The following is a 25977-nucleotide window of genomic DNA, read 5'->3' as shown; positions in this document are numbered from 1 at the left end:
CATGGACCTGAATCAGTACCGCATGAACTGGAACTACCCGACCTCGATGCGCGTGGGCGTTGGCCGCATTGCCGAGCTGGCCGAGGCCTGCCACTTGCTCGGCATGCGCGCGCCGCTGCTATGCACCGACCCAGGCTTGGCGGCGTTGCCGATGATCGACGCGGCACTACGCCAATGTCGTGATGCCGGGCTGAAGGCCGGGCTGTTCTCGGCGATCAAGGGCAACCCAACCGGCAGCAACGTGATGGACGGTGTCGCCGCATTCAAGGCCGGCGGACACGACGGCGTGATCGCCTTCGGCGGCGGCTCGGCGTTGGATGCCGGCAAGGCAATCGCCTTGATGGTCGGTCAGGATCGGCCGCTGTGGGATTTCGAGGACGTCGGCGACAACGCCAGCCGGGTCAAGGTATCCGGCATGGCGCCGGTGGTGGCGGTGCCGACCACTGCCGGCACCGGCTCGGAAGTCGGCCGCGCGTCGGTGATCACCGATGACGACGCGCATATCAAACGCATCATCTTCCACGCGCGGATGCTGCCGGCACTGGTGATTCTCGACCCCGAGCTGACCGTCGGCCTGCCGGCGAAAATCACCGCCGCTACTGGTATGGATGCGCTGTCGCACAGCCTGGAGGCGTTCTGCTCGCCACTGTTCCACCCCATGGCCGAGGGCATCGCCCTGGAGGGCATGCGTCTGGTGCAGCAGTATCTGCCGCGTGCAGTGGCGCAGGGTGGTGATGTCGAGGCGCGGCTGCAGATGCTGGTGGCCTCGAGCATGGGCGCCACCGCCTTCCAGCGCGGTCTTGGCGCGATGCATGCGCTGGCGCATCCGCTGGGTGCGCTGTACGACGCCCACCATGGCCTGCTCAATGCGGTGTTGATGCCTTATGTGCTGGTTGCCAACCGCGCGGTGATCGAGCCGCAGATGGAGAAAATGGCGCGCTACCTGGCGCTGCCGGGCGGCGGTTTCGATGCGGTGCTGGAGTGGGTGCTGACGCTGCGCAGTGAAGTGGGCATCGCCCACAGCCTGAGCGATATCGGCATCGACGATGCGCGTATCGAGCAGGTCGGGCGCATGGCCGAGGTGGACCCTTCGGCAGGCACCAATCCCATCGCCTACACGGCTGCGCAATACAGCGCATTGTTCGAGAAAGCGTTGCGCGGGACTTTGTAGCCCGGCCATCTCCCCCCAGCCCCTCTCCCGCAAACGGGAGAGGGGAGCAGTGCAGCAAGCGTCTGATACTTGCGGCGGATGGCTCCCTCTCCCATGTATGGGAGAGGGCTGGGGAGAGGGGAGAATCTGTGTTTTATTCCCCAGCCTGCTCCGCCTGCAAGGCTTCCAGCGCTGGCGCGGCATAGATGCCGACTTCCACCGCCAGCTCCATCACTCGCGGCAAATCGCTGGCGTACACCAGCACGGCCTGCAGTTCGTCATCCAAGGGCTCGCTGAAATCTACCAGCACGTAGCCGCCGGTTTCCGGCGACAGCGCTGAGAGCTGCACCTGGATACGGTTGAGTGCTTTCAGTGGCTCGGTCTTGGCCAACTGCTTGGCCTTGAGCACGAATTGCACCTGCGGGCCGAAGGATTCGGTGATGCGCTGGAACAGCTCCTCGTAGCTGTCGGCCTGGAACAGCACCGTTTCCGGCAGGCTGCCGACCACTACCCATTCGCCCAGGGGGATGGGGAATTCGTCGTCGTAGTTGACGTCCGGGTTGGCAGCGAGAAAGGCCGCCGGATCGGCATAGGCCTGCGTGGCCTCGTCAGCGATACGGGCGATCTCGTCCTCGGGCAGGCAGCCGGAGCTTATCTTGGCGATCAGTTCTTCCAGCTGGGCTTTCATTGGGCATGTCCTCGGGGATCAAAGGTTGGCAAGAATATCATCAGGTGCATGCGGAGCGTTCCGGGTAGGGTGCGCCGTGCGCACGGCGCACCCTACGTTCTTTTGCCGAGAGTTCTTCAGCCGGATTGGTCTGTGCGAGAGGCCAGAATCGCGGCTAAAGCCCTTCCCACAAAACTTAGCCGTAGCGTTTCTTGGCTTCGATGGCCAGGCCGCTGCCAATGCTGCCGAAGGTGTTACCTTCCACGCTGCGCGCATTGGGCAGCATCGCCGCCACGCTCTGGCGCAGCGCCGGCACGCCGCTGGAACCGCCGGTGAAGAACAGTGTGTCGACCTGATCGGCCGTGATGCCGGCATCGTCGAGCAACTGTGTGAGGCTGGCACGAATGCGTTCAAGCAGCGGCTCGATGGCGTTCTCGAACAAGGGCCGGGTCAGCTCGGCGACCAGGCCTGGTTCGACGCGTGACAGGTCGATGGGGCGTGCGTCCTGTTCGCTCAGGGCGATCTTGCTCTCTTCCACCTGCATCGCCAGCCAGTGCCCGGCACGTTGTTCGATCAAGCCGAACAGGCGGTCGATGCCGGTGGCGTCGACGATGTCGTAGCGCATGTTCTGCAGGGCGAGCTGGGTCTTCTGCGCATACAGCGCGTTGATGGTGTGCCAGGTGGCCAGGTTGAGGTGGTAGCTGGTGGGCATGAAGGCGTCGCTCTTCATCCGGCTGCCATAGCCGAACAGCGGCATCACCCCGGCCAGGGACAACTGCTTGTCGAAGTCGGTACCGCCGATGTGCACGCCGCCAGTGGCGAGGATGTCGCCCTGGCGCTCGGCCAGGTGATGACGCTCCGGCGCCAGGCGCACCAGAGAGAAGTCCGAGGTACCACCGCCGATGTCGACGATCAGCACCAGTTCCTCGCGATCCAGGTTCGACTCGTAGTCGAAGGCCGCGGCGATGGGCTCGTACTGGAACGACACGTCCTTGAAACCGAGCTTGTGCGCCACGGCCACCAGGGTGTTCTGCGCTTCCTGGTCGGCGGCTGAGTCGTCATCGACGAAGAACACCGGGCGGCCCAGTACCACTTCTTCGAAAGGCCGCTCGGCTTGGGCTTCGGCGCGTTTTTTCAGCTCACCGATGAAGAACCCGAGTAGGTCCTTGAAGGGCAGGGCGCTGCCCAGCACGGTGGTTTCGCTCTTCAGCAGCTTGGAGCCCAGCAGGCTCTTGAGCGAGCGCATCAGGCGGCCTTCGTAGCCTTCCAGGTATTCGTGCAGGGCCAGGCGACCGTAGACCGGGCGACGTTCCTCGGTGTTGAAGAAGATCACCGAGGGCAGGGTGATCTTGCCATCTTCCAGGGGCAGCAGGCTGTCCTGGCCGGGGCGCAGCCAGCCGACGGTGGAGTTGGATGTGCCGAAGTCGATGCCGCAGGCGCGGGCGGGCGTAGAGAAGGACATGGAAACGCAGGGCCACAAAAAATGGCCGCGTATTCTATGTCAGCGTCGCGCTGACGGCGAGTCGTCAGGACGGCAGGTTGCTGCCACGCTGCCTTTCCTTCCACTGGCTCCATTCGAAGCCCAGCACCACCAGCAGCGATAAGGCAAAGGGCAGCAGCAGGTAGAACACGCGGAACACGATCAGCGCGGCCAGTACGTCGGCGGCAGGAATCTCCGGCAGTGCGGCGAGGAAGGTCACTTCCAGCACGCCCAGGCCGCCAGGTGCATGGGACAGCAGCGCCAGGGAGAAGGAGGCGAGGAACACGCCGAGCACCACCAGATAGCCGGGATGATTGTCGGCCGGCAGGGCGAAATAGATGATCGCCGCGGCGCAGAGCAGTTCCAGTGGCCCGGCCAGCAACTGGCGGCTGACGATGGGCAGGCGTGGATATTCCACATGCAGCTTGCCCAGCGTCCAGGGTTTGAACTGGCGCCAGGAACCCAGCACGTAGAGACCGACCAGGCACAGCAGGACGCTGCCGATGACTACCGAGACCAGAGGCGTGACATTGGCGACGCGGTGGATCAGGTCGGGCTGAGCGATCAGCACGCAGCCGCTGGCGAGCAGGGTGCCGAGGGCGAAGGTAAAGGAGCAGAAAACGATAAGGATGCCGATTTCCTGAGGCGTCAGGCCCTTGCTGCGGTAGGCCCGGTAGCGCACCACTGCGCCTGAGAACACCGAGGCGCCGATATTGTGGGCCAGGGCATAGGTGGTGAAGGAGCACAGGGTGATGAAGCGCCAGGGAATCTTCTTGCCAAGGTGAGCGACAGCGATGCGGTCGTACCAGGCCAGTGCCCAGTACGCGCCGAGTGTGGCCGCTGCGGCAAGCAGCCAGTTCATGTGGGAGATCGCTTCGATGCTGCCCTTGATCTCATCGAGGGAGATATTGCGCAACTCGCGATACAGCAGAAAGCCAGACAGCACCACGGCACTGAGTCCGATCAGCGTCCAGATCAGGTCGCTGCGCTTCAGTTTTGGTTTGGCTTCTACGACAGACACCGCAATTCCTCGCTCGCTAGGCCCCGAGGTGGTGGGGCCGCATGCCTCTGTGAGAGGCAGCTGTTCATCGGCCATCCGGCCATTGTGCAAAGGCCGGTGGCGGATCGTGCCCGCGCGGCGCGCTGCGCAGTATCAGGGAGGCGCAGCCTGTACTCAACTGGCAAGCACATTCGCACCCTCTTGTAGTTGTGTCAGCGGTTGTCCTGATACGTTCATATCCATGCCAGCGTCAGCGCCGCCAGCACGGCGTAGCGGCTCGCTTTGGCCAGGGTGACGATGGCCAGAAACACCCACAGGCGCTCGCGCATTACGCCGGCAACCAGCGTCAGTGGGTCGCCAATCACCGGCATCCAGCTCAGCAGCAGCGACCAGCGCCCATAGCGCGCGTACCAGTCCTGTGCCTGCTGTAACCGAGCAGGGCTGACCGGGAACCAGCGGCGCTCGCGATAGTGTTCGATGGAGCGGCCCAGCAGCCAGTTGACCCAGGAGCCCAGCACATTGCCCAGAGTGGCCACCAGCAACAGGGTCCAGAGCGGATGTTGGCCGGCCAGCAGCAAGGCGACCAGCACCGCTTCGGACTGCAGCGGCAACAGCGTCGCCGCGCCGAAGGCGGAGAGAAACAGAGCCGGATAGGCGGAAAGCCCAAGCATGTTAAGCGCGGCCGACCCGAAGGTCGGCACTGATCAGGGCTGCGATCCCTGGCCGGTGTTGGCCATGATCTCTTCCAGGCTCAGGCCGGTCAGGCCGTGAATGGTCTTCCACAGGTAGTAGAAGATGGCCATCAGCATGATCATCGAGGGAATGGCGATCATCGGGTAGCTGAGCAGGGTCATGCGTCCCAGCTCGTCGTTGAACGCCTCGGTACCGGCCGGGCTGACCACAATCCACTTGGCCAGCACGTAGTTCATGAATGAGGAGAAGAAGAAGGTGCCGCTGAGCCAGTAGGTGGCGCGCATCAGGCGCGTCTCGAAGTGCTCGACATGGCCGCCTTGCTCCAGGCGGTCGTGGATCTTGTCGATATTGAGCACGGTCTTGTTGAACAGCAGGGTGCGGATCAGTGGGTAGCGGGTGCGGGTCGACACCAGCACGGCGATGCCGATCAGGCCGGGGATCAGCGCTTCCTTGACTGCCAGCCACTGGGTGTCGAGCTTGAGCAGGCCAATGCCGCCGGTCAACGCGACGCTGATCAGGCCGAGCAGGGCGATGAAGTTGAATTTGCGATATTTGATCAGCTCGAACGCGCCCCAGGCCAGCGGGAACGCCAGGGCCAGGATCAACGCGCCATCGGCGCCGAGACGGTGCTCGCCACTTAGCTTCATCAGGATGAACGAGGGAATCAGGATGCTGATGGCCAGATCGATCAGCGGGCGGGGCTTGTGCGTCGGGGTGCGGCTGTCAGTAGTGGCGGTCATGGTAGCTGGAGTCTGCGTAGGAAGCCCGATGATCGCCTGCCCGGCGCGTCAGGGCTAGCCCGACCGTCGGTTTTGAATGTGAAAAAGTATGAGTCGACAGCTTGCCGACAGGCGTCGCAGTGCCGCATGGCGATGCTAAAGTGATGGCAGGGTCCGGGAGTTGAACATGCCAAGAATAATCCCTTCCATTTGCCTGTTGCTGACGGCTCTTTCCCTGACGTCGGCGCCTGCCTGGGCGCGTGACTGCATCGGTATGGTGCCGGCCGGCACGTCGGCGTTCTGGAGCGAACTGGAGGCCGGCGCGAGACGCACCGCTGATGAGCTGCAATTGGAGCTCTATACACGCGCCCCGGCCCGGGAGGGCAGCGTCGAGGTGCAGTTGCAATTGATAGATCGCGTACTGGCACAGGGTTGCAAAGCGCTGATCATCGCTCCGGCTGGCGACGTTATCGATATTCGGATCACGGCCTTGCGCGCCGAGGGCATCCCCACTGTCTATGTCGACCGCGACATTGCGGGGGACGGCGCTTATGCGTTGGTGGCGACTGACAACTTCCTCGCCGGTCAGTTGGCCGGGCAACAAATGGCCGAGCGTCTCGGGCGGGGTGGCAGAGTTGGGATGTTGCGTTTGCGGCCAGGGCTGCAATCGACCGAGGAGCGTGAGCGCGGCTTTCTGCTGGCGGCGCAGGCGACTGGTTTGCAGGTGGTGTTCGATACCTACCTGGGGGATGACCGCCAGCGCATCGCCGAGGCCCTGAGCCAGCAGTTACCCAAGCTCGACGGCCTGTTCAGTCCCAATGGCACCAGCAGTCGGGCAACCCTCGCGGCGCTGCGCCAACTGGGCAAGGCCGGTACGTTGGACTTCGTCGGTTTCGACGGTGGCGACCTGCTGTTCGATGCCGTGCGCGAGGGAGAGATTCATGCGCTGTTGCTCCAGCAGCCACAGGCCATGGGGGATCATGCGGTGCGCCTAGTGCACCGGGCCCTGAGTGGCGAACGCGCCATTTCGCGCCTGCAACTGCTACTTGAACCGCGTGTAGTGACCGCCAGGGATTTGGCTGAAATGACAGCCCCGCAATAGCCTTGGTGATGGGCCAGGTGCGGGTTTATGATCCTTGTTCTGGCCGTCCTGAATTCGCTGTAGGGCGCGCTCTAGACGGTGGCGTGTGATGAATCTGAAGTGCCCGGTAGCCGTTCTGTTGTTGTTGTTGTTGTTTTGTGGCCTCTGCGCCCATGTGGCGGTTGCCGATTTGCGGCTGTATACCGAAGACTATCGACCCTTCAGCTATCTCGAGAATGGCAAGCCGAGTGGCATGGCTGTGGCCGTGGTCGAGGAGCTGATCCGCCGCACTGGCGAGACGGCGAATATCGAACTGGTGCCCTGGACACGCGGCTATCACCAGGCTCGCCATCAGGCCGACACGGCATTGTTCTCCACCGTACGTACGGCGCAGCGCGAAGCCGAGTTTCAGTGGGTCGGACCGATCGCGCGCGGCTATACGCGTTTCTACACGCACAAGGATGCTGGGCTTCGAGTCGCCAGCCTCGAAGACGTCCGGCGCCTCGGCACCCTGGCGATTCCCAAACAGTGGTACAGCTACGAACTGTTGCGCGAACAGAACCTGGATAACCTGTATGGCGTGTCGACGCCTCAGGACATGCTGCGCATGTTTCGCCATGGTCGGGTCAAGCTGCTGCTGGCCAACAACCTGACCCTCGACGGCATGCTCGCCGAGCAGGGCATGAATGCCGGGCAGCTGCAGGAGCAGTTCGACCTGATGCCCAACGACTCCTATATCGCCTTTTCCCTGAAGACGGATCCGGCGCTGGTCGCACGTTGGCAACAGGCGCTGCAGCAGATGCGCCACGACGGCAGCCTGGAGCGGATCTACCGCCACTGGTTCCCCGCGGCCGATGAGCGCACCTTGGTCGACTTGCTGCGCAGCGAGTGAAGCGGCTGCACGGTGCGCCCCGGCTTGCTAGGGTTTGTACGAAAAGTCGTCGAGCGAAGGTCAGGCGAGGCAAAAACGGGTGAGGAAGCGGAGTTTACGAGCTGTAAATGAGCATTCCGAACCCGTTTTTAACGAAGCATCACCGAGCGCAGGCACTTTTCGTACAGAGCCTAGGCTGCAAGCGAGAGGGGCGATGATGGCCAAGTGTATTGATCGATGGCTATGTGTTCTGCTGCTGGCGCTGTGCGCTCCGGTACAGGCACAGCTGCGTCTGCTCACCGAGGATGCGCCGCCGATGAGCTTCATGCGCGAGGGCGAACCGAGCGGTCTTGCTGTCGAGGTGGTCAGAGCATTGCTGGCGCGTACCGGCGACACTGGACAGATCGAGCTGATGCCTTGGACGCGAGCGCTGTACCTGGCTCAGCAACAGGAAGATATCGCGCTGTTCTCCACTGTGCGTACAGCCGAGCGTGAGGACCGGTTCCAGTGGGTCGGCCCCATTGTGGTCGGCACTACCAGTTTCTACTCGCTCAAGTCCCGCAACCTCGTCATCGACACGTTGGAGCAAGCCGCTGCCAGCGGACCTCTGGCACTGCCCAAGCAGTGGTACACCTTCGAAACCCTCAGCGCGAAGGGCTTCACCAACCTCTATGGCGTACCCAGTTCGAAGCAGATGATGACCATGCTCAAGCATGGCCGGGTCAATCTGATCGCCACTGAGGATTTGACCCTGGCTGGCGAGTTGGCCGCTGTCGATCTCAAACCACAGGACGTTACCGCGCACGTGCCGTTCATGCGCTCGGCCTACTACATTGCCTTTTCCCCGCAGACCTCGGTGGTGCGCGTGGTGCGCTGGCAGCGTGCATTAGCGCAGATGCATGAGGACGGCAGCCTGGAGGCGATCCTGAAACGCTGGTTGCCGCATGCGCCGATGCCGCCCATCGCTCCGTAGCGCCTCGCGCGGCGACTGGTTAACCTGAGCGCGGCAATCCACCGAGTCCGATCATGTCGCGTCGTCATCTCACTCTCGATCTCCGCAGTCGCGCCGGCTTGTTCGCTCACCTTGGTGCGATGGAGCGGGCGGGCGTGCCTATCGATCGAGCGCTGGTCAGTCTGGATCTCGGTGCGCGCCACGAGGCCGCCGTCAAGCGCCTGCGGCAGATGGTCGGCGGCGGACGCGACCTGGCGACTTCCGGCCAGTTGAGTGGCGTGTTCACGCCATTGGAAAGTGGCCTGGTCCGAGCCGCGCAGGAGGCCGGGGCATTGGCGCATATCTACGAGCAATTGGCGCAGCGCTACGACGAACAGGCGCGTTATGCCGCAGAGTTGAAGTCACGTCTGCTGTTGCCGGCCGGGGTTTTGCTGCTGGCGCTGGCGGTCAAACCCTTGCCTGCTTTAGTTGGGGGAAGTCTGAGTGGCGCGGGCTACCTGGCGGCTGTGCTGATGCCGATCTTGTGGTTGTCGGCATTGCTGTTCGGCGTACGGGCGTTGTGGCGGCGCTGGCAACAGCGGCGAACCGATCAACCGGGCCCGTTGGACGATCTGCTGCTGGCTCTGCCGGTGTTGGGCAGCCTGCAGCGCCGGGCGGATGTCCGTAATTTCTGCGACAGCCTTGGGCTGCTGCTGGAGGCCGGGATGCCCGTTCTCGACGCCCTGCCGCGCGCCTGCAGTGCAGTGAGCGGCGCGCGGCTGCGGCGGGATTTCGCCAACCTGGCACCACGGGTCGCGGCTGGTCAGTCGTTGGTGCGCGCTTTCGATGGGCTGAGCTTTCACGGCAAAGCCATGCTGATCGGCGTGCTCAATACCGGTGAAGCCACCGGTCGGCCCGGTGAGGCGCTGCTACGTTTCGCCCGCCTGCAGGCGCAACAGCTGGCTGCGAGCCAGCAGATGCTGGCGAGCTGGGCGCCACGCCTGTTCTATTTGGTGGTCGCCATGTGGATGGCATACGGCCTGCTGACCGGTGGTGGTTTCTTCCCGGCGCTGCCGGCGGAGCTGACTGGCCGATAATTTGCTGGTTATCGACCACGGCGCTTCGTTTGAAAGCTGGCAGCAAGTGCCTTGCGCTAGCATTCGTCACGTCTACGCCATTACTAAAAAGAGAAAAAAGCGATTCAACCGACTTTGGAATACGCCCCATGCCCATCCTGCAACGTGCATCCCACCATGAGCTACGCAGCGCTTTTCGTGCCCTGCTGGCTTCCGACCGCTGCTATCACACGGCTTCGGTCTTCGATCCCATGTCCGCCCGCATCGCCGCTGATCTCGACTTCGAGGTCGGTATCCTTGGCGGCTCCGTCGCCTCCCTGCAGGTACTCGGTGCGCCGGACTTCGCCCTGATCACTTTGAGCGAGTTCGTCGAGCAGGCGGCGCGTATCGGCCGCGTCTCGCGCTTGCCGGTAATCGCCGATGCCGACCACGGCTACGGCAACGCGCTCAACGTGATGCGTACCGTGGTCGAGCTGGAACGCGCTGGTGTTGCCGCGCTGACCATCGAAGATACCCTTCTGCCGGCCCAGTTCGGCCGCAAGTCCACTGATCTGATTTCCATCGAGGAGGGCGTCGGCAAGATCCTCGCCGCGCTGGAAGCCCGCGTCGATCCGGATCTGGCGATCATCGCCCGTACCCATGCCGGCGTGCTGGAGGTGGACGAAGTGATCCGCCGCACACGCGCCTACGAGGCCGCCGGTGCCGACGGCATCTGCCTGGTCGGGATCAAGGATTTCGCCCACCTGGAGCATATCGCCGCAGGCCTGAAGGTGCCGCTGATGCTGGTCACCTACGGTAACCCTGAACTGCGCGACAACCAGCGCCTGGCGCGCCTTGGCGTGCGCATCGTGGTCAACGGCCACGCTGCCTACTTCGCCGCGATCAAGGCCACCTACGACTGCCTGCGCGAACAGCGCGGTGCGCAGCCGTGCGACCTCAATGCCACCGAGCTGACCCACAAGTACACCATGCCCGAGGACTACATCCTTTGGGCCAAGGAGTTCATGGAAGTCCGCGAGTAGCCTGTGGCGACCGGCTGCACTTGCACTTCGCATTCTCCGGGCGCATATCTGTTCGGAGAGTGCGAGGAGGTCGAACATGGCAGGTGGTTGGGCAAGCGACGACGCAGTGCAGGAACAGATCGACAGCAGCATCGAGGACGCCATTGCGCGTGCCCGTAGCCAACTGCCGAAAGGCGAGAGCCTGCGTCACTGCGAAGAGTGCGATGCCGTCATTCCCGAGGCGCGTCGCCAGGCCATTCCCGGCGTGCGCCTGTGCGTCAACTGCCAGGCTGAGCTCGACCGGGAAAGCGCGGCGTTCAGCGCCTATAACCGTCGTGGCAGCAAGGACAGTCAGCTGCGCTGAGCAAGCGGTACGGCACCTATTCGCTTCCTGCTGGTCTAGTGCTACTACGACCGTGACTCAGGAAGAGGTGCTTGCATGACGATTTTCGAAGCCTTACGCATCAGCCACGACATCCAGCGCGAACTGGCGCAGAAACTGATCGCTACCCAAGGCGACAGCGCCGAGCGCCACGCCTTGTTCTCTCAGCTCAAGCAGGAACTGGCTGTGCATTCGGTGGCCGAAGAACGCCATTTCTACATTCCCCTGATGCAGCAGGACGCAGGCGTCGACCTGTCGCGCCACGCGATTGCCGAGCATCACCAGATGGACGAAATGATCGAGGACCTGGAAGAGACCGACCCCAGCAGCCCCAGCTGGCTGGCGCAAGCCAAGGCGCTGGCGGAAAAGGTCGAACATCACCTCAAGGAAGAAGAGCACACCTTCTTCCAGATGGCCGGCAAGCTGCTTCGCGACAAGGAGAAGCAGCAACTGGCTGGTGATTACCTGAACGCCTACGACGAGATGAAGCAGGCGTCCTGAATGGGCTAGCCTCAATGGCAACGGCGGGTTTCACCCGCCCTACACATGACCGTAGGGCGGGTGAAACCCGCCACCTATCACATCTGCAACAAGGACGTTGCCATGCCCGACTACCGTCGCGCCGCCATTGCTGGTGGCATCTATTTCTTCACCTTGGTCAGCGAGCGGCGCCAGCCAATCCTCACCCATCCCGATATTCGCCAGGCTTTGCGCGAGGCGATCCAGGTGGTACGCCTGACCCAGCCCTTCGTCATCGACGCCTGGGTATTGTTGCCGGATCACCTGCATGCCATTTGGCGTTTACCGCCCGATGACATGGATTTCTCCAATCGCTGGCGACTGATCAAGCGGCATGTCACCCATGCGTGCGGCAAGACTTACCTACGTGCCGATCTGCTGAGCGAGCGTCGTCAGGCAAAGGGGCAGGGCACGCTTTGGCAGCAACGCTTCTGGGAACACCTGATCCGCGATGAGTGCGACTACGCCCGGCATTTTGATTACCTGCATGGCAACCCGCTCAAGCATGGGTTGGTGACGCGTGTGCAGGATTGGCCCTGGTCGTCGTTTCATCGTTGGGTGAGGGCGGGCGTTTACCCCGTTGATTGGGGCGGGGATGCGAGCCTTGATGAGCTGGGTGTAGGGGAATGAGCCGGAGAATGAGTTGGCGGGTTGCACCCGCCCTACAGGTTTGCGCAGGCGGGGCAATCACCGCTCCCGTAGGGCGGGTGAAACCCGCCAGGCAACTCAGAACAGGAAATAACGTTGCGCCATCGGCAGCACTTCGGCCGGCTCGCACCAGAGCAACTGGCCATCAGCCTTGACCTGATAGTTCTGCGGATCGACCTCGATGTTCGGCAGGTAGCCGTTGTGGATCAGGTCGGTCTTCTGCACCTCGCGGCAGCCTTTGACCACGCCGATTTTCTTCTGCAGGCCGAGCTGTTCGGGCACGCCCGCTTCGAACGCCGCCTGGCTGATGAAGGTGATACTGGTGGCATGGCGGCTGCCGCCGTAGCTGGCGAACATCGGTCGGTAGTGCACCGGTTGCGGCGTCGGGATCGAGGCGTTGGCGTCGCCCATCAGGCTGGCGGCAATCGCGCCACCCTTGAGGATCAGCGTCGGCTTGACGCCGAAGAAGGCCGGGCGCCATAGCACCAGGTCTGCCCACTTGCCCACTTCGATCGAGCCCACTTCATGGCTGATGCCGTGGGTGATCGCCGGGTTGATGGTGTACTTGGCGATGTAGCGTTTGGCGCGGAAGTTGTCGTTACCCGGCACATCCTCGGGCAGCGGGCCGCGCTGCTGTTTCATCTTGTCGGCGGTCTGCCAGGTACGGGTGATCACCTCGCCGACGCGGCCCATGGCCTGGCTGTCGGAGCTGATCATGGAGAACGCGCCGAGGTCATGCAGGATGTCCTCGGCGGCGATGGTCTCGCGGCGGATACGCGATTCTGCGAAGGCCACGTCCTCGGCGATGCTTGGGTCGAGGTGGTGGCAGACCATGAGCATGTCCAGATGCTCGTCGATGGTGTTGCGGGTGAACGGGCGCGTCGGGTTGGTCGAGGACGGCAGCACGTTGGGGAAGCCGCAGGCCTTGATGATGTCCGGCGCGTGGCCACCGCCGGCGCCTTCGGTGTGATAGGTGTGGATGGTGCGGCCCTTGAACGCGCCGAGGGTGGTCTCGACGAAGCCGGACTCGTTCAGCGTGTCTGTGTGGATCGCCACCTGCACGTCGTAATGGTCGGCCACGGAGAGGCAGTTGTCGATGGCGGCCGGGGTGGTGCCCCAGTCCTCGTGCAGCTTTAGACCGATGGCGCCGGCCTTGACCTGCTCGATCAAGGGCTCTGGCAGCGAGGCATTGCCCTTGCCGGTAAAGCCCAGGTTCATCGGGAAGGCATCGGCGGCCTGGAGCATGCGCGCCATGTGCCACGGCCCGGAGGTGCAGGTGGTGGCGTTGGTGCCGGTGGCCGGCCCGGTGCCGCCACCGATCATGGTGGTGACGCCGCTCATCAGCGCCTCTTCGATCTGCTGCGGGCAAATGAAATGGATGTGGGTGTCGATACCGCCGGCGGTGAGGATCATGCCTTCACCGGCGATCACCTCGGTGCCGGCGCCGATGGCGATGGTGACGTCCGGCTGGATATCCGGGTTGCCGGCCTTGCCGATGGCAGCGATGCGGCCGTCCTTGAGGCCGACGTCAGCTTTGACGATGCCCCAATGGTCGATGATCAGCGCGTTGGTGATCAGGGTGTCGACTACATCGGCCGCGCACAGCTGGCCCTGGCCCATGCCGTCGCGGATCACCTTGCCGCCGCCGAATTTCACTTCTTCACCGTAGGTGGTGAAGTCCTTCTCGACTTCGATCCACAGGTCGGTGTCGGCCAGGCGCACCTTGTCGCCGACGGTGGGGCCGAACATGTCGGCGTAGGCTTGGCGGGAAATCTTCATTGGAAGTCCTCGTAGGGTGCGCTGTGCGCACCGTTGCTATCTGTGTCGTTGCTGGTGCGCACGGCGCATCCTACGGGCTATAGATCGCCCATGACCCGGCCGGCGAAGCCGAACACCCGTCGGGCGCCGGCCAGATCGACCAGCTCCACGTCACGGCTCTGCCCCGGCTCGAAACGTACGGCAGTGCCGGCCGGGATATTCAGGCGCATACCGCGAGTGCTGGCACGGTCGAACAGCAGGGCGTCGTTGGTCTCGAAGAAGTGGTAGTGCGAACCGACCTGGATAGGCCGGTCGCCGCTGTTGGCTACGGACAGGGTCAGGGTGCGGCGACCGGCGTTGAGCACGATCTCGCCGTCGTCAATCTTGTATTCGCCGGGAATCATCAGTTGGGCCTCGCAAGCGTCTTGTAGTAGATGGCATTGGCCCGGTAGGTACCGTCCGGGCCGCAGGCGTAGTCGGGTAGGCCACCAATGCACTGGTAACCAAGGTGGCGATAGAGCTGTTCCGCATCGCTGCCGGCCTCGGTGTCGAGGTACAGCAGGCCACGTTTGCGGGCTGCCGCTTCCTGCTCGACGGCTTGCATCAGCAGGCGAGCGATGCCTCTGCGACGCGCCGTGCCCAGTACCAGCAGCTTTTGAATCTCTGCGCGGTTCAGGCCATTGGGCTTCTGGCACAGGCTCAGTTGCACGCTGCCCAGTACGCGGCCCTGTTCATGGGCGACCCAGAGCAGCAACGAGCCGTCGGCAATGCCCGCCTGTACCTGAGTGAAATACTCGGCGGCGCCTCGCTCGTCGAGATCGGCGAGAAAGCCCAGCGATGCGCCATCGTTGACCGCATCGAGCAGCAGGACGATCAAGCCTTCGCGGTAGTTGGCGAGGCTGGCGCTGTCGATTCGCTGTAGCGTCACGCTCACTGGGTCACTCCTTGGCGCCGAGGATCAGTTGCATAAAGGTCAGATCCAGCCAGCGGCCGAACTTGCGGCCTACCTGGGGCATCTGTCCGGTGGTGACGAAGCCGAGGCGCTGGTGCAGGCGGATCGAGGCGGCGTTCTCCGACTCGATGGCGGCGACCATGACATGCAGGTTGGCGGTGCGAGCGCGTTCGATCAGCGCCTGCATCAGCGCTGGGCCCAGGCCTTGGCCGCGTTGGTCGGCACGTACGTATACCGAGTGCTCGACGGTCTGACGAAAACCTTCGATGGTGCGCCAGGTGCCGTAGCTGGCGTAGCCGACTACCTCGCCGGCGCCGTCATGGGCGACCAGTACGGGAAAACCCGCTGCAGTGCGCTCCGCCAGCCAGGCGCGGCGGTTGGCGAGATCCACCAGGGTCTCGTTCCAGATCGCCGTGGTGTGCTGCACCGCGTCGTTGTAGATGGCCAGGATGCCGGGCAGGTCGGCTTCGCCAGCGTCGACTATGGAATTACTCATGAGTTACGCAATCGGCTGGTGCACGGTCACCAGCTTGGTGCCGTCAGGGAAGGTGGCTTCGATCTGGATCTCCGGGATCATCTCCGGTACGCCTTCCATCACCTGATCGCGGCTCAGCAGGGTGGTGCCGAAGTGCATCAATTCGGCGACCGTTTGGCCGTCGCGTGCGCCTTCGAGCAGGGCAGCAGAGATATAGGCCATGGCTTCCGGGTAATTCAGCTTTACTCCGCGCGCCAGGCGGCGCTCGGCCACCAGGCCGGCGGTGAAGATCAGCAGCTTGTCTTTCTCGCGTGGACTCAGATCCATCGTGTTACTCCATTGGGGCGTATGCCTGGCATCGCCGGAATGCATCGTGGGGTAGGGCGGATGTCGCTTTTTACATCCGCCGTCATGTGCTCCAGATACGGGGTGGGCGTGCTTCACGCCCCAGCAACGCCGGGCGCAGCAGGCGCCAGAGTTCGATCAGCCAGGCGCGCGCCTTGAGCGCTTCACTGGCCAGGCAGCGCGCGACCAGCAGGCCCGACAGTTGGCTGAGATCACCACGCACGCCTTCAATCTTCAACTCGCGGCAGCGCTCCAGTAGATCGACATCCAGCTCGCCGCTGACCAGCAGGGTGGCTAATACCGGTTGGCCGTCGAGGCCTATGGGCGAGTCGAGCAGGCCGTCGCCGCCGCTTACGCGCTGGCGTTCGTGCCATAGCATTTTGCCGTCGCGGCGGATGTCCAGCGCGGCCTGGAAGTGGCCGCTGGTAAAGCGCTCGTCGGCAGCGGGACGGCCGAGGGCGACGATGTCCCAGTAGAACAGACGAGCATCGCCGTGCAGGTCGATCTGCGTGTGCAGTTCGGCCTGGGCGCCAGCGTAGATGATGGTTTCCTGCGGCAGCCATTCCAGGGTGGCGCCAGCGTCGACGCGCAGGCGCAGATCCTGCCGAGCGACCCCGGCCGCGCGATACCACTTGGCCGCGCCTGGGCTGGTGAGCTGCACCCAGGTGTTTTCGCCAGCGTGGGCCGAGATATCCAGAACGTCACCACCGGCAATGCCGCCGGGCGGGTGAACGATGATGTGCTGGCAGACTTCCGGGCCTTCGGCGTACAGGTGCTTCTGCACTCTTAGTGGGCCCAGGTGACGCCTATGCACTGGAGTGGTGCGTTCGCCGTGGCGTGCGTAGGCCAGCTCCAGCTCGGCAGGCCAGCTTGGCGTGAACAGGGCGGCAGGCAGATTCATGTCGAGGCAGCGGTTCCGCAGGATAGTTGACCGAGTGGGCAAGCAAGAGGCGTGCCCTGAACCAATTCGGTGCGCATTTACGCTATCTGCGGCGGTGGCCAGTCGCACTGCTGTATCTGGCTCTGCCTTCTCGCGGCTGGCCGGCTCTAGAGTGGGGTGTCGATTCGTGCGGAGTGCTCATGTTCACTTTTATCGCCTTCGCCGCCGGCCTGGTGCGCGGCTACAGTGGCTTCGGTTTCGCCATGCTGATGGCACTCGGGCTGATGCTGCGGCTGCCGCCTGCGGAAGCGGTGCCAGTAGCGCTGATTCTCGATGTGGCCTGCAGCGTGACACTGTGGTCGGCGGCGCTGCGTGCCGTGCATGGACGCGTGCTGAGGCGTCTGTTGGTCGGCATGCTGCTGGCGGTGCCGCTGGGTGCCTGGCTGCTGCTGTGGCTGCCGGCCCGCATCATGGCGCCGCTGGTGGCGGTGCTTTGTTTGTGCGGGGGCATGCTGGTGTTATGGCGGCCGTCCGTTGCCACACCGGTGAGCCAGGGCATGGCCTGGTTGGCGGGGCTGGCATCCGGCCTGGCGACTACCGTGGCTTCGGCCGGCGGCCCGCCCTTGATGATCTACCTGCTGCGCAGCGGCCTCGACGCGCGCCAGTTGCGCGGCACGGCGGTGCTGTTCTTTCTGGCCAGCAGTTGCGCGGCGCTGATCGGGTTAGGTGTCGCGGGTCTGCTTAGCGGCGCGCAGTGGCGGCTGGCGTTGGAGCTGGCACTGCCGGCATTGGCCGGCAACCTACTCGGACAGTGGCTGCATCCGCGCTGGCAGCCGTTGTCGTTGCGGGTGCTGGTAGGTGGGCTGCTGGTGCTGTTGTCGCTGGGCAGCCTGCTGAAGGCGATCTGGTAGGGCGCACTGCGCGCACCGAGAAGTATCCGTTGCTGCGGGATCACGGCGGTGCGCATGGCGCACCCTACGGGCTGCATCCTCGCTGGCAGCCTGGTCGGAGGGTTGCTGGTGCTGTTGTCGCTGGGCAGCCTGCTGAAGGCGATCCTGTAGGGTGCGCTGCGCGCACCGAGAAGAACCGTAGTTGCGGGATCGCAGCGGTGCGCACGGCGCACCCTACGGGCGGGTTCGGCGTCGATCCCGCTCTGCGAGGCGCTTCCTTCAATCGCGGTCGATGGCGAAGGGCGACCAGGCCTGGCGGCTCGGCATGATTTCCAGGCGGTTGATGTTGATGTGGTCGGGCAGGGTGGCGACGTAGAAGATCTGCTCGGCGATATCTTCGGCGGTCAGCGGCGTGGTGCTGCCATACAGCGCGTCGGAGGCAGCCTGGTTGCCCTTGGTGCGTACCAGGGTGAACTCGGTTTCGGCCATGCCGGGGGCGATGTCGGTGACGCGCACGCCGGTGGACACCAGGTCGCAACGCAGGTTGAAACTGAACTGTTTGACGAAGGCCTTGGTGGCGCCATAAACGTGGCCGCCCGGGTAGGGCCATTCGCCGGCCACCGAACCGATGTTGATGATGCTGGTGCCCTTGCCGATTTCCAGCAGCTTCGGCAGCACGGCGTGGGTGACGTTGACCAGGCCGGTGACGTTGGTGTCGATCATGGTGTGCCAGTCTTGCAGGGCAACCTTCTGCGCGGCCTCCGGGGCCAGCGCCAGACCGGCATTATTGACCAGCACGTCGATACGGTCGAAGGGGGCTTGCAGGCTGTCGACCAGCGCCTTCACTGCTGCAGCATCGCGCACGTCGAGTGCAGCGATGTGCACCGGCACCTTGTCCTGCAGTTCGGCCTTCAGTTCTTCCAGGCGCTCCAGGCGTCGGCCGCTGAGCACCAGGGCCCAGCCGGCCTCGGCGAAACGTCGTGCCGTGGCGCGGCCGAAACCGGATGTCGCGCCTGTGATGAATGCCACCTTGCTCATGGATAACCTCGTTTTGCTATCAGGGTTCATGGCCTGCTCCTGTACCCTCTATCGGGCGCAGCTCGAGCAGTCCTTTTGGTGCGGTGCGCCAGTGTAAAACCTTGGCCTAAAGGCCGTGCTCCACAGCTGGCCGCGGATTCATGCGGACAGTTCGAGAAACTTGCGCACGCGTTCGGTTTCCGGGTTGGTGAAGAACTTCTCCGGGGCGGATTTCTCGATCAGCAGGCCCTTTTCCAGGAACACCACCTGATCGGACACCGCGCGGGCGAATTCCATTTCGTGGGTGACCACGATCATGGTGTAGCCCTCGCTGGAGAGATTCTTCATCACCGTCAGCACTTCACCGACCCGCTCCGGGTCGAGTGCCGAGGTCGGCTCGTCGAACAGAATCACCTCCGGGCTCATGGCCAGGGCGCGGGCAATCGCCACGCGCTGCTTCTGCCCACCGGAAAGGGTGTAGGGAAAGGCCTCGGCCTTCTGTTCCATGCCGACCTTTTCCAGCAGCGTCTGGGCGATGGCGCGGGCCTCGTCCTTGCGCATCTTCTTCACCTGCATCGGTGCTTCCATGACGTTCTGCAGCACGTTCAGGTGCGGCCACAGGTTGAAGCTCTGGAACACCATGCCGGTTCTGGCGCGAATCGCCGCCAGGTCGCGGTTGTTCATGCGCTTGCCCTGGGCGTCGACGCCGATGCGCTGGCCGGCGATATGAATGCTGCCGCGGTCCGGCTCCTCGAGCCAGTTGATGCAGCGCAGCAGGGTGGATTTGCCCGAGCCGGACGAGCCCAGCACGCTGACCACCTCGCCCTTGTTCACGGTCAGCGAGATGTCGCGTAGTACCTCGACGCCGTCGAAGCTCTTGGAAAGATTGTCGATCTGTACCGCAGGTACGTCAGGCATGTTCAAAACCTCGTTTGGCGCCGAACCGGCTGGCCCACTTGAGCGCCAGTTCCAGGCAGATGCTGATGACCCAGTACAGGGCGATGACCACCACGAACGCCTCGGTGGGGATGAAGTAGGTGGCCTGTACCGAGTTGGCCGCGGCGGTCAGTTCCTGCACGGTGATGATGGTGAGAAAGGCGGTGTCCTTCAGTGCGTAGATCAGCTGATTGCCGAGCAGCGGACGGGTACGGATCACCAACTGCGGCAGGATGATTCGCCAGTACAGGCGAGCGGGGCGAAAGCCATGGGCCTTGGCCGCCTCGACCTGGCCAAGCGGCAGCACCAGGCGCGCACCGCGTAGGATCTCGGCGAAGTAGGCCGCGTGATAGATGGCCAGCGCGACAAGGCCGGCACCCCAGGCACTGGGCTTGATGCCAAGCGCCGGCAGCCCGTAGTAGAGCAGGTAGGCCAGCACCAGGAAGGGCAGCATGCGCATCAGGTTGATCGCCCCGCGCAGCAGCGTCGACAGCCAGGTGCGGCCCTCCAGCAGGTAGACGCTGAAGCAGCCGATGACGAAGGCTGCCAGCACCGACAGGACGAACAGGATCAGCGTGTTGAGTGCGCCGTTGAGGAAGGCGTCGCGCGCCTCCCAGATGATGCTCCATTCGGTCATGGTCGCGTCCTCACATGGCCAGTCGGTTGGCGTTCTTCTCGGCGATGGCCTGCACCTTGAGCAGCACGCCGATGATCAGCATGTACAGCAGGGCAGCGGCGAGAATCGGTGGCAGCGGCTCGTAGGTCACGGCGCTGATGCGGTTGGTCACCCGGGTCAGATCGACGATGCCGATCACCGCGATGGCCGGGCTGCTCTTGATCAGGAAGGACATCTCGTTGACCAGGCCGGGCAGGCTGCTGGTGATCATCTGCGGCAGCATGATGCGGCGAAAGAACACGCCATTGGTCATGCCGCAGGCCAGCGCCGCTTCCTTCTGCTCGCGGGAGAAACTGATGAACGCCGTGCGCCAGACCTCGGCGTTGAAGGCCGCGGTGTTCAGGGTGAGGGCGAGAATCGCTGCCGTGTTGCGATCCATGGCCAGGCCGAAAGTCGGCGCCGAGAGAAAGATGAACAGCACCAAGGTGACCAGTGGCGTGGCGCGAGCCAGGCTCACGTAGAGCACCAGCGCCTGCTCCAGGAAGGGAATGCGCGCCATGCGCAGCAGGGCGATGCCCAGGCCGATGACGACGCCCAGGGCAATGGCGATCGAGGAGATCCACAGAGTCGTCCAGGCGCCTTCGAGCAGCAATAACCAGGCTTGTCCGTTCATGTCGGGCTCCAGGGAAAGGGATGGGATGTTGCAAGCAAGGTCAGGGCCAGAGCTGGCCCTGATAGACGGCAGTGCGTTGGCGATGAGCATGCAGGGTGCGCCGTGCGTACTGAGGCGCTGGCAGCATTGACGCTGGTGCGCGGCGCACCCTACGCGGCCATTTCAGAGACCTGACCGCAGCCCGCTGTCACATGCCGGCCAGTTCGTGGAACTGCTCGACCTTGGTGATCGGCTCCTTGGGCATGGCCGGGAAGGCTTCGCCGAACCACTTGGTCTGCAGCTCGGCCAGGCGGCCGCTGTCGCGAACTTCGGTCATGAAGCCGGTGAGGAACTCCAGCAGCTCGGGGCTGTTCTTCGGTACCGGCCAGGCGGCGAAACCATCACCGGACACGGCAATGCCCTTGGCGAAGGTGTCGCCACGGGTCTTGACCAGGTCGTTGACCGAAATCAGCGCGTTGATCACGTAGTCCAGGCGACCGTTGGCCAGGTCGGCGTAGGCCTCCGGGTAGGACGGGTATTCGGTGACCTTGCCGATCTTGCAACCTGCGGCCTCCATCATCTTCTTCAGCTCCGGCAGGCGCGCGAGCAGGGCGCTGCCGGCCTGCAGGCCGACGGTCTTGCCGCACAGGCTGGCGATATCGCTGAGGCTGTCATCGCCTGCGCGCTTGACGTAGAAGTGCTGCGCCGAGGCGAAGGGCGGGGCGAAGTTGAACACGCGCAGGCGGTCGTCGGTGACCAGGGCGCCGGTGAAGGCCATGTCGTACTGGCCGGACGAAACCGAGGCGAGCAGGCCGGTCCAGGGCAGGATTTCCTGCTTCACATCGAAGCCCTGCGCCTTGGCGTAGGCCTTGAGGTCTTCGAGCAGCTCCTTGTGGAACCCTTCCGGTTTGCCGTCGACGATGAAGTTGAACGGCGCGTAGTCATCCTCGGTGGCAACAGTCATCACGCCCTTGGACTTGATGTCGTCGAGGTCGGCGTGGGCGCTCAGCGAGGCGCCGACCAGGCAACTGGCCAGGGCCAGCTTGCGCAGCAGGCCGAAGGGTTTGGAATCGGTTTTCGATGGCTTCATGGGCGTGCTCCAGAGGTGTCGACAAGGGTTGTCCAGGCCGCTCGGCGGCGGTTTCGTTTTCACCTTAGAGACGCCTGACGAGCCGGCGATAGGGGCAGTTCCGGCCTTTGTTCTGGCCAGCGACAGTGGCGCGCTACTTGCTACGTCACAGGGTTGTTTGGCTGTTGGAGGGCGCCATGATCGATCACTTTTACCACCTTGATTTCGACCGTCAGCGCGGCCTTCAGGAGCAGCTTCGCGAGTCGCTGGTATCGGCCATTCTTGGCGGCGGTTTCCCGGCCGACGAGCCGCTGCCGTCGTGCCGCAAGCTGTCCCAGCAGTTGTCGGTCTCGCGCAATACCGTGGCGCTGGTGTACGAGAGCCTGCTCGACAACGGCTACCTGGTCAGCCGCCCGCGCAGTGGCTATTACCTGCACCCCGATTACTGCGGGCAGACCGATGCCGTACTGCGCATGACGCCGCTGCGAAAACCGGAACCGTCGGATGACAGCAGCGCCGCCACTGCCCCGGATTGGGCCGCGCGCTTTCGCATGCAGCCCAGTTTGAAGCACGGCGTATTGCGCCCGAGCAACTGGAGCCGTTTCACCTACCCCTTCATTTACGGTCAGCCGATCAGCGAACTGTTCCCACTGGAGCGCTGGCGCGAGGTGTCGCGCAAGAACCTCAGCGGTGAGCGCGACCAGCTGTGGCTGGGCGACCGTTTCGACCGTGACGATGAGCAACTGATCGAGCAGCTGCGCACCCGCGTGCTGCCCAAGCGCGGTATCTGGGCGCGTGCCGACGAAATTCTGGTGACCCTCGGTTCGCAGAACGCGCTCTATCTGCTGGCCAGCCTGCTGATGGCGCGCGGTGTGCGCGTTGGCGTGGAGAGCCCTGGCTTTCGCGATGCGGCGAGCATCTTCGACATTCACGGCGCCAAGGTGCACCTGCAGGATGTCGACGATCAGGGCCTGGTGGTGGACCGGCGTCTGGATGACTGCCAGTACCTCTACGTGACGCCGGGGCACCAGGTGCCCACCGGCGTGGCGATGAGCGCGGCACGGCGCGAGCAACTGCTACGGCAGATTCGCGAGCACGACCAGGTGCTGATCGAGGACGACTACGACGCCGAATTCAATCTCGACAACCACCCGCTGCCGGCGCTGAAGGCCAGCGACAGCAGCGGCCGGGTGATCTATCTGAGCAGCCTGTCCAAGGCCTTTTCGCCGGGGCTGAGGATCGGCTACATGGTGGCCGACGCCGAACTGATTGATGAGCTCCGCGCCCTGCGCCGGCTGATGTACCGCCATCCGCCGCTGAACAACCAGCGCATGCTCGCCGACTTCCTCGCCCAGGGGCATTACGATGCGCACCTGCGGCGCTTTCGCGAGGAACATTGCCGCCGCCGCGAGCTGCTCTACCAGGCGCTGCGCAGCGACCTGAGCGACTGCCAGCCGATGGGCAGCCCTGGTGCCAGCGCCTGCTGGCTGGCCGCGCCACGTGGTGTCGATACCCAACGACTGGCCTGGGCGGCGGCGCAGCAGAGCGTGTTGATCGAGTCGGGCGCGCAGTTTTTCCTGGGCGAGGGCGCCGCACCGACCAACTTCATGCGCCTGGGCTTCCACGCCATCGATGCCGAACGCATTCGGCCGGGCGTGCAGAAGCTGGGTGAGGTGCTGGCGGGGTTGTGAAAGATGTTCTCGCGGCTAAAGCCCCTCCCACAAATGTTCCGTGACGCTGTGGGAGGGGCTTCAGCCGCGATGGTTATCAAGCAAAGCGCGGCGCGAACAGGGCGAATACCTCGTCGAAGATCGCCAGCGCCTCGTTTACCTGGGCGGCGCTGACGATGCACGGTGGCACCACATGGATGCGGTTCTCCACCACGAAGCTGAGCAGCCCGCGCGCGGTCAGCGCCGCCTTCACTTCCTGCATCACTGGCGCCGGCATCGGCGTTTTCTTCTGTACGTCGCTGACGAATTCCAGCGCCCAGAACAGGCCGACACCACGCGCTTCACCGATCATCGGGTAGCGCTCGGCCAGTTTCTTCAGGCCTGGGCCGAGCACCTGGGCACCAATATCACGGGCATTCTCCACCATGCCTTCCTCGCTCATCGCATCCAGCGTGGCGACGATGGCGGCCATGGCCAGCGGGTGCCCGGAGTAGGTCAGGCCCCCGGGGAAGAAGTGGTTGTCGAAGTGCTCGCAGATCGGCTGGGAGATCATCACTCCACCGGCCGGCACATAGCCGGAGTTGACGCCCTTGGCGAAGACGATCAGGTCTGGCACCACGCCGAAGTGTTCCAGTGCCAGCCAGGCGCCGGTGCGGCCGAAGCCGGCCATCACTTCGTCGCAGATCAATAGGATGCCGAACTCGTCGGCCAGTTTGCGCACGCCCTGCATATAGCCTTTCGGCGGTACCAGAATGCCGGCGGTGCCGGGAATGCTCTCCAGCAGGATGGCGGCGATGGCGCCCGGCCCCTCGCACTCGATGACCCGGCGCAGGTGCTGCAGGGCACGCGCGCATTCTTCTTCTTCGTTCGCCGCATTGAACTCGGTACGGTACAGGTAGGGGTTAAAGAAGTGCACATGGCCACGGGCGTATTCGTTGGGCACACGGCGCGGGTCACCGGTGGCGACGATGGCCGCGCCAGTGCTGCCATGGTAGGAGCGGTAGGCGGAGAGGATCTTGTCGCGACCGGTGTACAGGCGCGCCATGCGCATGGCGTTCTCGTTGGCATCGGCCCCGGCGTTGGTGAAGAACACCTTGGAGAAACCGGCCGGCGCGCGGGCGAGGATGCGCTTGGCCGCTTCGCCACGCATCAGGTTGGCGGTGGCCGGGGCGATGGTCACCAGGCTGCCGGCCTGTTCCTGGATGGCGGCGATCACCTTTGGATGCTGGTGGCCGATGTTGGTGTTGACCAGCTGGCTGCTGAAGTCGAGGTAGCGTTTGCCGTCGTAGTCCCACAGCGTGCAGCCCTCGCCGCCGGCGATCACCAGCGGGTTGAGGGCGCCCTGGGTCGACCAGGAGTGGAAGACGTGCTGGCGATCCAGATCGTGGACGTACTGGTTGCTGATCGGTGTGCTCATGATGACCTCGGGCTGGCCGTTGCGGATGGCTGCACCATAGGAACAAAGCGGCCGTGTGCCGTAGGGCCAGATGCCGGAAATGGCCGGGTCAGCGCGTCTGGCTCAATGAGTCCGGGCAACTGTCCCTAGGCGCTTGGTGTGCACAGGCTAGGCTGGAGGCATCCGTTTTCAGGAGTGAAACCATGGCCCACGCATTTGAAATCAACACCGCTCCGCTGGTGTCCACTGAGGGCCTGAACAGCCCCGAGATCGCCCAGGCGCGTATCGACCTGGCCGCCTGCTTTCGCATGGCGGCACGCCTCGGTATGGGTGAAGGCATCTGCAATCACTTTTCCGTGGTGGTGCCGGGGCGTGGTGACCTGTTTCTGGTCAATCCCTATGGCCTGGCCTTTGCCGAGGTCACGGCCTCGTCGCTGCTGATCTGCGATTTCGATGGGCGCGTGGTGTTGGGCGAGGGCCGCCCGGAGGCGACGGCGTTTTTTATCCATGCCCAGTTGCACCGCCTCAACCCACGCGCTACGGCAGCCTTTCACACCCATATGCCCAACGCCACGGCGCTGTGCATGCTGGAGGGTGAGCCCTTCGTCTGGGCCGGGCAGACCGCGTTGAAGTTCTACGAGCGCCTGGCAGTGGATGAGGACTACCGGGGGCTTGCGCTGAACTATGCCGAAGGCGAGCGCATCGCCCGGGCAGCAGGTGATGCCGATGTGGTGATGCTGAAGAACCACGGCCCGCTGGTGCTGGGGCCGAGCATTGCCGAGGCCTGGGATGACCTCTACTACCTGGAGCGCGCCGCCGAGGTGCAGCTCAAGGCCATGGCCAGCGGTCGGCCGCTGAAGGCCGTGGCACCGGCGATTGCCAGTGCCGCCTGCCGGCAGATGCAGCAGGGCAACGCCGAAAGCGCTCACCTGCATCTTGAGAGCGTGAAACGCCAGTTGTTGCGCGAGGGATCTGATTTCGCTGAGTAGGACGGCGACGTCCTATGGGAGGCGCTTTAGCGGTGACTGAGGCGGTTACCGAATCGCGGCTAAAGCCCCTAACACAGGGCGGATCAGGACGTAGGGTGGATGACGTTTTTCATC

At 63.9% G+C, this 25977-nt stretch carries 29 protein-coding genes; 12 read left to right on the top strand and 17 right to left on the bottom strand.

All coding sequences use genetic code 11. The annotated features are described in order from the left end of the window. Position 1: 1 nt before the first annotated feature. Positions 2-1171, top strand: a complete 1170-nt coding sequence (locus tag RTH74_RS05070; RefSeq protein ID WP_316913954.1) for an iron-containing alcohol dehydrogenase — start codon at positions 2-4, stop codon at positions 1169-1171. Positions 1172-1304: 133 nt separating this feature from the next. Here the strand turns inward: RTH74_RS05070 and RTH74_RS05065 are convergent, their stop codons facing one another. The 5 genes from RTH74_RS05065 to RTH74_RS05045 form a co-directional block, all read right to left on the bottom strand. Beyond that, positions 1305-1838: a hypothetical protein gene (locus RTH74_RS05065; protein ID WP_179575472.1), complete on the bottom strand. Its 534-nt coding sequence runs from the start codon at positions 1836-1838 to the stop codon at positions 1305-1307. 175 nt (positions 1839-2013) lie between these two features. Continuing rightward, positions 2014-3279, bottom strand: coding sequence for an Hsp70 family protein (locus tag RTH74_RS05060; RefSeq protein WP_316913953.1), 1266 nt, complete (start codon positions 3277-3279; stop codon positions 2014-2016). Positions 3280-3343: 64 nt separating this feature from the next. Beyond that, complete coding sequence (locus RTH74_RS05055; protein ID WP_256836117.1) at positions 3344-4318, bottom strand: lysylphosphatidylglycerol synthase domain-containing protein; 975 nt, start codon at positions 4316-4318, stop codon at positions 3344-3346. 212 nt (positions 4319-4530) lie between these two features. Next, the gene (locus tag RTH74_RS05050) at positions 4531-4968 is read right to left on the bottom strand and encodes a YqaA family protein (RefSeq protein ID WP_316913952.1); all 438 of its coding nucleotides are present in this window, start codon (positions 4966-4968) and stop codon (positions 4531-4533) included. Between the two features lie 33 nt (positions 4969-5001). Continuing rightward, positions 5002-5730, bottom strand: coding sequence for a VC0807 family protein (locus RTH74_RS05045; RefSeq protein WP_316913951.1), 729 nt, complete (start codon positions 5728-5730; stop codon positions 5002-5004). A 166-nt stretch (positions 5731-5896) separates the two neighbouring features. Between RTH74_RS05045 and RTH74_RS05040 the strand changes: the two genes are divergently transcribed. The 8 genes from RTH74_RS05040 to RTH74_RS05005 all read left to right on the top strand — a co-directional run bounded on the left by RTH74_RS05040 (position 5897) and on the right by RTH74_RS05005 (position 12200). Continuing rightward, entirely contained in the window at positions 5897-6811 is a 915-nt protein-coding gene (locus RTH74_RS05040) for a substrate-binding domain-containing protein (protein ID WP_316913950.1), read from the top strand. Positions 6812-6899: 88 nt separating this feature from the next. Continuing rightward, positions 6900-7682: a transporter substrate-binding domain-containing protein gene (locus RTH74_RS05035; RefSeq protein WP_316913949.1), complete on the top strand. Its 783-nt coding sequence runs from the start codon at positions 6900-6902 to the stop codon at positions 7680-7682. A 193-nt stretch (positions 7683-7875) separates the two neighbouring features. Beyond that, on the top strand, positions 7876-8634 hold the full coding sequence (locus tag RTH74_RS05030; RefSeq protein WP_316913948.1) for a transporter substrate-binding domain-containing protein: 759 nt from the start codon (positions 7876-7878) through the stop codon (positions 8632-8634). Between the two features lie 53 nt (positions 8635-8687). Then, entirely contained in the window at positions 8688-9689 is a 1002-nt protein-coding gene (locus RTH74_RS05025; RefSeq protein WP_316913947.1) for a type II secretion system F family protein, read from the top strand. A 137-nt stretch (positions 9690-9826) separates the two neighbouring features. Further along, complete coding sequence (locus tag RTH74_RS05020) at positions 9827-10690, top strand: oxaloacetate decarboxylase (RefSeq protein WP_316914314.1); 864 nt, start codon at positions 9827-9829, stop codon at positions 10688-10690. Between the two features lie 76 nt (positions 10691-10766). Further along, a complete protein-coding gene (locus RTH74_RS05015; protein ID WP_316913946.1) occupies positions 10767-11033 on the top strand; it encodes a DksA/TraR family C4-type zinc finger protein in 267 nt (88 codons plus the stop codon). 75 nt (positions 11034-11108) lie between these two features. Beyond that, on the top strand, positions 11109-11552 hold the full coding sequence (locus tag RTH74_RS05010; RefSeq protein WP_021487915.1) for a hemerythrin domain-containing protein: 444 nt from the start codon (positions 11109-11111) through the stop codon (positions 11550-11552). Between the two features lie 102 nt (positions 11553-11654). Then, positions 11655-12200: an REP-associated tyrosine transposase gene (locus RTH74_RS05005; RefSeq protein WP_316913945.1), complete on the top strand. Its 546-nt coding sequence runs from the start codon at positions 11655-11657 to the stop codon at positions 12198-12200. A 96-nt stretch (positions 12201-12296) separates the two neighbouring features. Here the strand turns inward: RTH74_RS05005 and ureC are convergent, their stop codons facing one another. The 6 genes from ureC to RTH74_RS04975 all read right to left on the bottom strand — a co-directional run bounded on the left by ureC (position 12297) and on the right by RTH74_RS04975 (position 16649). After that, complete coding sequence (gene ureC, locus RTH74_RS05000; RefSeq protein ID WP_316913944.1) at positions 12297-13997, bottom strand: urease subunit alpha; 1701 nt, start codon at positions 13995-13997, stop codon at positions 12297-12299. Between the two features lie 77 nt (positions 13998-14074). Next, entirely contained in the window at positions 14075-14380 is a 306-nt protein-coding gene (locus tag RTH74_RS04995) for an urease subunit beta (RefSeq protein WP_316913943.1), read from the bottom strand. Beyond that, positions 14380-14910, bottom strand: a complete 531-nt coding sequence (locus RTH74_RS04990; protein ID WP_316913942.1) for a GNAT family N-acetyltransferase — start codon at positions 14908-14910, stop codon at positions 14380-14382. Before RTH74_RS04990 ends, RTH74_RS04995 begins: the two co-directional genes overlap by 1 nt. Positions 14911-14914: 4 nt before the next feature. After that, on the bottom strand, positions 14915-15424 hold the full coding sequence (locus RTH74_RS04985; protein ID WP_316913941.1) for an N-acetyltransferase family protein: 510 nt from the start codon (positions 15422-15424) through the stop codon (positions 14915-14917). 3 nt (positions 15425-15427) lie between these two features. After that, entirely contained in the window at positions 15428-15730 is a 303-nt protein-coding gene (gene ureA / locus RTH74_RS04980; protein WP_017678731.1) for an urease subunit gamma, read from the bottom strand. An 82-nt stretch (positions 15731-15812) separates the two neighbouring features. Beyond that, positions 15813-16649, bottom strand: coding sequence for an urease accessory protein UreD (locus tag RTH74_RS04975; RefSeq protein ID WP_316913940.1), 837 nt, complete (start codon positions 16647-16649; stop codon positions 15813-15815). Between the two features lie 179 nt (positions 16650-16828). Here RTH74_RS04975 and RTH74_RS04970 point away from each other — a divergent pair, with 179 nt between their 5' ends. Continuing rightward, complete coding sequence (locus RTH74_RS04970) at positions 16829-17539, top strand: sulfite exporter TauE/SafE family protein (RefSeq protein ID WP_316913939.1); 711 nt, start codon at positions 16829-16831, stop codon at positions 17537-17539. Positions 17540-17797: 258 nt separating this feature from the next. Here the strand turns inward: RTH74_RS04970 and RTH74_RS04965 are convergent, their stop codons facing one another. The 5 genes from RTH74_RS04965 to RTH74_RS04945 form a co-directional block, all read right to left on the bottom strand. Then, on the bottom strand, positions 17798-18556 hold the full coding sequence (locus RTH74_RS04965) for an SDR family NAD(P)-dependent oxidoreductase (RefSeq protein ID WP_316913938.1): 759 nt from the start codon (positions 18554-18556) through the stop codon (positions 17798-17800). 138 nt (positions 18557-18694) lie between these two features. Beyond that, positions 18695-19453: an amino acid ABC transporter ATP-binding protein gene (locus RTH74_RS04960; RefSeq protein WP_316913937.1), complete on the bottom strand. Its 759-nt coding sequence runs from the start codon at positions 19451-19453 to the stop codon at positions 18695-18697. Next, a complete protein-coding gene (locus RTH74_RS04955; RefSeq protein ID WP_316913936.1) occupies positions 19446-20108 on the bottom strand; it encodes an amino acid ABC transporter permease in 663 nt (220 codons plus the stop codon). Before RTH74_RS04955 ends, RTH74_RS04960 begins: the two co-directional genes overlap by 8 nt. A gap of 10 nt (positions 20109-20118) precedes the next feature. Beyond that, positions 20119-20760, bottom strand: a complete 642-nt coding sequence (locus RTH74_RS04950; RefSeq protein ID WP_316913935.1) for an amino acid ABC transporter permease — start codon at positions 20758-20760, stop codon at positions 20119-20121. Between the two features lie 187 nt (positions 20761-20947). Next, positions 20948-21829 (bottom strand): transporter substrate-binding domain-containing protein, encoded by an 882-nt coding sequence (locus RTH74_RS04945; protein ID WP_316913934.1) that lies wholly within the window; start codon positions 21827-21829, stop codon positions 20948-20950. A gap of 176 nt (positions 21830-22005) precedes the next feature. Here RTH74_RS04945 and RTH74_RS04940 point away from each other — a divergent pair, with 176 nt between their 5' ends. After that, entirely contained in the window at positions 22006-23499 is a 1494-nt protein-coding gene (locus tag RTH74_RS04940) for a PLP-dependent aminotransferase family protein (RefSeq protein WP_316913933.1), read from the top strand. A gap of 76 nt (positions 23500-23575) precedes the next feature. Here RTH74_RS04940 and RTH74_RS04935 read toward each other — a convergent pair whose 3' ends face one another. Then, positions 23576-24895: an aspartate aminotransferase family protein gene (locus RTH74_RS04935; protein WP_316913932.1), complete on the bottom strand. Its 1320-nt coding sequence runs from the start codon at positions 24893-24895 to the stop codon at positions 23576-23578. A gap of 182 nt (positions 24896-25077) precedes the next feature. On the opposite strand from RTH74_RS04935, the gene RTH74_RS04930 reads away from it, so the two are divergent. Next, the gene (locus tag RTH74_RS04930; protein WP_316913931.1) at positions 25078-25863 is read left to right on the top strand and encodes an aldolase; all 786 of its coding nucleotides are present in this window, start codon (positions 25078-25080) and stop codon (positions 25861-25863) included. Positions 25864-25977 lie beyond the last annotated feature (114 nt).

The sequence above is a fragment of the Pseudomonas sp. zfem001 genome (genome assembly GCF_032621725.1).
Classification (GTDB): domain Bacteria; phylum Pseudomonadota; class Gammaproteobacteria; order Pseudomonadales; family Pseudomonadaceae; genus Aquipseudomonas; species Aquipseudomonas sediminis.
This window is presented reverse-complemented; position numbering and strand designations above follow the sequence as displayed.